8 protein-coding genes are annotated in these 5686 nt (G+C 43.4%); all 8 read left to right on the forward strand.

The window, feature by feature from the left end; translation table 11 throughout:
* Positions 1-113: 113 nt before the first annotated feature.
* The 8 genes from ABFQ95_07240 (at position 114) to ABFQ95_07275 (ending at position 5455) form a co-directional block, all read left to right on the forward strand.
* On the forward strand, positions 114-1274 hold the full coding sequence (locus ABFQ95_07240; GenBank protein MEN8237315.1) for an ABC transporter ATP-binding protein: 1161 nt from the start codon (positions 114-116) through the stop codon (positions 1272-1274).
* Positions 1275-1316: 42 nt separating this feature from the next.
* Positions 1317-1652, forward strand: a complete 336-nt coding sequence (locus ABFQ95_07245; protein MEN8237316.1) for a hypothetical protein — start codon at positions 1317-1319, stop codon at positions 1650-1652.
* On the forward strand, positions 1649-2164 hold the full coding sequence (locus tag ABFQ95_07250; GenBank protein ID MEN8237317.1) for a DNA topology modulation protein: 516 nt from the start codon (positions 1649-1651) through the stop codon (positions 2162-2164). The genes ABFQ95_07245 and ABFQ95_07250 overlap by 4 nt, the downstream gene beginning before the upstream one ends.
* 6 nt (positions 2165-2170) lie before the next feature.
* Complete coding sequence (locus ABFQ95_07255; protein MEN8237318.1) at positions 2171-2812, forward strand: pyridoxal 5'-phosphate synthase; 642 nt, start codon at positions 2171-2173, stop codon at positions 2810-2812.
* On the forward strand, positions 2809-3186 hold the full coding sequence (locus tag ABFQ95_07260; protein MEN8237319.1) for a cupin domain-containing protein: 378 nt from the start codon (positions 2809-2811) through the stop codon (positions 3184-3186). Before ABFQ95_07255 ends, ABFQ95_07260 begins: the two co-directional genes overlap by 4 nt.
* A 123-nt stretch (positions 3187-3309) precedes the next feature.
* Complete coding sequence (locus tag ABFQ95_07265; protein ID MEN8237320.1) at positions 3310-4359, forward strand: trifunctional transcriptional activator/DNA repair protein Ada/methylated-DNA--[protein]-cysteine S-methyltransferase; 1050 nt, start codon at positions 3310-3312, stop codon at positions 4357-4359.
* Positions 4337-5074 carry a DNA alkylation repair protein gene (locus ABFQ95_07270; GenBank protein ID MEN8237321.1) on the forward strand — a complete coding sequence of 246 codons (738 nt, stop codon included), beginning with the start codon at positions 4337-4339 and terminating at the stop codon, positions 5072-5074. Before ABFQ95_07265 ends, ABFQ95_07270 begins: the two co-directional genes overlap by 23 nt.
* Before the next feature lie 222 nt (positions 5075-5296).
* Complete coding sequence (locus ABFQ95_07275) at positions 5297-5455, forward strand: hypothetical protein (GenBank protein MEN8237322.1); 159 nt, start codon at positions 5297-5299, stop codon at positions 5453-5455.
* Positions 5456-5686 lie beyond the last annotated feature (231 nt).

A 5686-nucleotide genomic window follows, 5' to 3' on the forward strand; every position in this document is an offset into this window, starting at 1 on the left:
GTGTATAGCTGGTGGGTAGGTAGACGTATAAAAAACAAGATTGGCCATTATACCATATAAAAAGTCGAATTTTACCTTCTCATCTGCAGGTGCCTATAATTACAGGGCGCATAGTGGATACCCTTTCAAATATGTTAACGGTACGGCTATTTGCGCTTAGCAAAAATGAGGACTCTCTGCTGACTTCCAGCATTGATGATGCTATGCATGCAGAAAAAGCCATGGAGTGGTTTTATTTCAAAATTTGGCTTTTCTATGGCTATGGTTTTTTTCTTGCGCAGTGTTTCAACCTATTTTTACTCATCAAAGGACGCGTGGATGGATGGGTTACAATTGGAGACTTTGCCCTTGTTCTTTCTTTGAACTTCAGCATCATGGACAACTTTTGGAAAGTTTCCCAAGATATTCCAAAATTCTTAAAACTCTATGGGCGTATTCGCCAAGGCATCACGGATATCATGGTGCAACCTGATATTGTGGATGTTGAAGGGGCAGCACCCCTGCAACTTACTGGTGGTACTCTTACCTTTGAGGAAGTTCATTTCCGTTATGGCGAGGCTGCCCCTATTTTTCAAAAGAAGTCTGTTACCATTGCCTCAGGCGAGAAAGTGGGTCTAGTTGGTTATTCTGGCAGTGGCAAGACAACTTTTGTAAACCTTATCTTACGCCTTTATGAAGTAACTTCGGGGCGGATCCTCATCGATGGACAGAATATTCGAAAAGTTACCCAAGATTCACTGCATGCCTCTATTGGTATGATTCCGCAAGATCCCTCCCTATTTCATCGCAAATTGATGGATAATATCCGTTATGGTAGGCCAGATGCTTCCGAAAAGGAGGTCATTTATGCAGCAAAAAAAGCTCATGCGGATGACTTTATCAGAGCTCTTCCCATTGGCTATGACTCCCTTGTGGGAGAACGCGGAGTAAAACTATCTGGAGGTCAACGTCAGCGCGTCGCCATTGCACGTGCGATCTTAAAAGACGCACCAATTCTGATTCTAGATGAGGCCACATCGGCGCTAGATTCTGTAACAGAGAAATACATTCAGCAAAGCTTACACGAGCTGATGCAAGGACGGACAACGATTGTCATTGCGCACCGATTGTCTACTCTTGCAGCAATGGATAGGATCTTGGTTTTTGATAAAGGGCAGATTATCGAAGATGGCCCACATGATAAGTTGTTAAAGACAAAGGGGCATTATGCCAAAATGTGGCAAATGCAAGTACAAGGGTTCTTGCCGGATGAGGAAGGGGAGTCTAGGAAATAATCATGCTCTATTTCATTACTGGTGCCAGTGGGAGGAGAAATCTTGGCATGTCCAAGTGCAGCTCAATTGGACAGCATCAATTTATGCTTTCTTGATGTGTCAGATATTGAACGGATTAGGCGTTTGAAAAACAGAGGCATGGGTGCCGCCAACCAAGACATGCTAAACTGGGCTGCATGGTTAAGGGTGCATCATGCAGATCCGCAATGGCAGCCACATGTGATTAAAGACAACGCCTGGAGCGGCCTTGATTTTAGCCAGTGGGAGAACCTTGATAGCTGGAAAAGCTTGGCCAATGTTACAACCCTTGATACAACAGATATGAGCATTGCTCAGGTTGTCAAAGCTCTTGTGAATTGGATCAAAGGTGTAAAATGACAATAAACCGAATCATGATTTTTGGCCGTAGTGGCAGCGGCAAATCAACCTTTGCTTTGAAATTGCACCAGAAGCTGGGGTTTCCAGTTTATCACTTGGATCGTTACTTTTTTGTCCAAAACTGGCAGGAGCGTGATTATCAAGAATTCATGGATATACAGCAAAAATTGGTTGCACAAGAACAATGGATTATTGATGGCACCCAAGTCAAATCTCTTGAAACCCGTTATCAACGCGCCGATGTTTGCATCTATTTCAACTATCCTTTTTGGCGTTGTTTGTGGCGCATTGTCAAAAGAAGGTTGCGGAAAGATTCGCGGATTCTTGATCGAGCTGAAGGTTGCCCTGAAAAAATTGCTTGGAAGCTAATTGTATATACCTGGCGGTTTAGAGAGCGTGTACAAGGCGCAACTGCCAACCTTCGACAAAAGTACCCCGATGTTCAGTTTATTGAGGTAAGATCGGATCAAGATTTGCCAGGGGTTATGGAAACATTGATAAAGATGAGGTGAGCGCATATGAATGCCAAAAATAGATTTCAAACTCTTACAGGAGACCCCACGCTGGTTAATCCGAAGCTTGATATGCCCCCTGCAGAACCAATGCCTTTATTCCAACATTGGCTGGAAGAAGCTGATCGCGTTGGCGTTATTGAGCCCAGAGGTTTTGTGCTTTCAACCATAAGTTGGACTGGGTGGCCATCAAGTCGTGTGCTGCTCTTAAAAGAGTGTAATGACGCTGGCATAGTTTTTACCACCTCTGAACGCAGCCAAAAAGGAACGGAGTTAGCTGCTAACCCAAAAGCTGCAGGAACTCTCTGGTGGCGTGAAACGATGCAGCAGGTAAGCTTTCAAGGAGCAGTGCACAAGCTTTCGCCTCAGAGATCAGATGAAATTTTTCGTGCTCGACCGAGACCCGCACAAGCAGTGGCTGTAGTGTCGCAGCAAACTGATGAAATAGAGGACGAAAAGCGCATGCGGCGTGAGGTTAAAGAACTCTTGAATAAAGCAGGTGCAATCAAACGCCCAGAAACCTGGCATGCCTATCAACTGGTTGTTGAGATGGTTGAATTTTGGCACGGGAGTTCAGATCGTTTTCACAAGAGGGTACGATATGATTTGGTCGATGGTGTTTGGGGTTATAGAAGGTTACAGCCGTGAAGAATCAACAACGTAAAGAATCAATACAGGCCTGTCACCCTGTCACTGAAGCGTCAGCCAAGCAATTCACCTGGGGTCAAAGTTGCACCGGCTGGTGGTTTTTGAAATCTGAAGATCTATCTGTAATCAAAGAGCAAATGCCTCCAGGAACAAGCGAAGTCAAGCATTACCATGCGCAAACGACTCAGCATTTTTACGTCTTGTCAGGTCAACTCACAATTCAACTTTCTGGTAAGATTGTTCAGTTGCAAAAAGACGAAGGCTTTACAGTTTGGCCAAATGTTGTGCATTGTGTTCGCAATGACTCAATGGATGTGGCTGCATTTCTAGTGATTTCATCACCGGGGAGAAGTGATGATCGGGTAGAGCTATAACCGCTAACGATGCAAACACAAACTAAAAAAATCAATGCCTGAATTTCGGCGGCAAGTCAGTTACAAGCTGTGTTATATCTTAGAGCATAACTGGGCTTTAACCTTACTTGAATCGCGAACATCATGATAACAGATGCAAACAGACGTGAATATTACCAAGCATTGATCGACAAAAACTCACAATATGAAGGCATATTTTATGTAGGCGTTAAAACTACAGGTGTGTTCTGCCGTCCAGCTTGTCCGGCCCGCAAACCTAAGTTTGAAAACTGTGAATTCTTTGCAACAGCGCAACTTGCGCTATTGGCATCATTTCGCCCGTGCAAGCGCTGCCAGCCATTGTCGCACCCCAATCAAGTTTCCGATCTTGTACAAACATTGGTGGCAGCGGTTGAAGCGAATCCTGAAAAGCGTTGGAAGGATGAAGACTTTCAAGATTTATCGGTTGACGCCTCCACAGCGCGGCGTCAGTTCAAAAAACGATTTAGTATGACATTCATTGAATATGCTAGAGCGCGTCGCATGGGATTGGCTATGAAACATATACGGGAGGGATCATCAATCATTGATGCACAACTTGACGTGGGTTACGAATCTAGCAGTGGTTTTAGAGACGCATTTTCTCGAATCATGGGGGCTGCTCCTACTTTGCTGGGACATGGAAACGTTCTCAAAGCATCATGGCTGGACACAAGGCTTGGTCCGATGCTGGCTATTGCTGATGAGCAAAAATTGCATTTGCTCGAATTTGTCGACCGGCGTGGTCTTGAGCGTGAAATAGAAAGACTACGCGCCAGCACAAAATCAGCCATTATTCCCGGCAGTACAGATCCTATAGTTTCAATTGAAGCAGAGCTGCAAGCATATTTTGCTGGGAACTTGCAATCATTTAACACACCAATTAATCTGCATGGCAGTCCTTTTCAAAAGACAGTGTGGCAGGCTCTAATGCGAATCCCTTATGGAGAAACCAGAAGCTACAAGGATCAAGCAATCGCTATTGGCAAACCTTCTGCCTTTAGAGCTGTGGCCAATGCCAATGGAGCTAACCAATTGGCAATTGTGATTCCTTGTCATCGGATTATAAATTCCAACGGTGAGCTTGGTGGTTATGGTGGTGGGTTGACGCGAAAAAAATGGCTGATTGAACATGAAAAAACTCAAAGAAATTAGATTGCTTCTAAAAAAGCATCAACAAAAATCAAATGATAAAACAGCTTTGTTCTACAAGACTGGCGCTGGTGACTATGCAGAGCACGATCAATTTATAGGTGTGAGAGTTCCAGATCTGCGCAAAATTGCCAAGGAGTTTGCAGGCCTAACGCTTGCAGAAATGCAATCTCTTATTGAATCGCCAATCAATGAAGAAAGACTGCTTTGTTTGCTGATCTTGGTGCAACAATACCAAAACGCTGAAGGTCAAACCAAAGATGATCTGTACCATTTTTACATGGGCAATTTGAACTATGTAAACAATTGGAATCTTGTAGATGCCTCTGCTCATCTTATTGTAGGCGCTCATTTATTAACGGCAGACAAAAGCGTACTTTTGGCTTTAGCAAAATCACAAATTATGTGGCAGCGGCGTATTGCCATCGTTGCAACCTGGTATTTTATTCGCAGCGACCAGTTGGGATGGACCTTTAAAATTGCCGAATTGCTTTTAAACGATCCCCATGATTTGATTCATAAAGCTATTGGCTGGATGCTCAGAGAAGCTGGTAAACGAAATCAAGAAATGCTCATAGCATTTCTTGATCAATACGGTTGCCAAATGCCAAGAACAATGCTGAGATACGCAATAGAAAAATTTCCAGAGCCCCAAAGGCAGGAGTATTTGAAACGAAAGGGTGAATCGAAGAACTGTATTAAGAGAACCGATAGTTGATCGTTCTAGCTCATGAGATAGTCTAGCAGCACTATGCTATACCCGTCCCGGGCATAAATGGCGCTTTTAGATAGGAGTCTTCTACAAACGTCATCCTGAATCGCAATTTATGACCGAGGCAGGTATATTGCTATAATCCCTTTAAGAACAAGGTATTCTCACCTTCAAAGGAATTGTCCTTATAACAATGCCAGCGAAGTGGTCCGTGAAGCTTTAAGGAAGATGGATCAATATGATGAATTATTGCATTTGTCGAAACTGAATCAATTACGCAAACTTGTAGAGCAAGGAGTTCTCCAAGCAGAAAATCATGATTTCACTGAACAATCTATGGACAGTATAATCCGTGAAGCTAAGAAGAATAAATATGGAGAAAATTAAGGCTCTTTTGCGTTTTGAGTGGGTAAGCTGAATTTTAGGTAGGCGAACAGCGTAGTTTCAGTTGCTAAAAATCCGAATTTCCAGCAAGTAAATAAACCATCGTTTTAAATAATTTATTCTTATACCCTTTTTCTTTTCTTTTTGTTACTTGTTTGTTGCAAATTCGTGGGGGCGGCAATGAGCCCCCACGAATTTGCGACAAAAATGGGGCTCAGTATAGTTCCTCTCCTG

It is taken from the genome of Pseudomonadota bacterium, from assembly GCA_039714795.1.
GTDB lineage: Bacteria > Pseudomonadota > Alphaproteobacteria > JAGOMX01 > JAGOMX01 > JBDLIP01.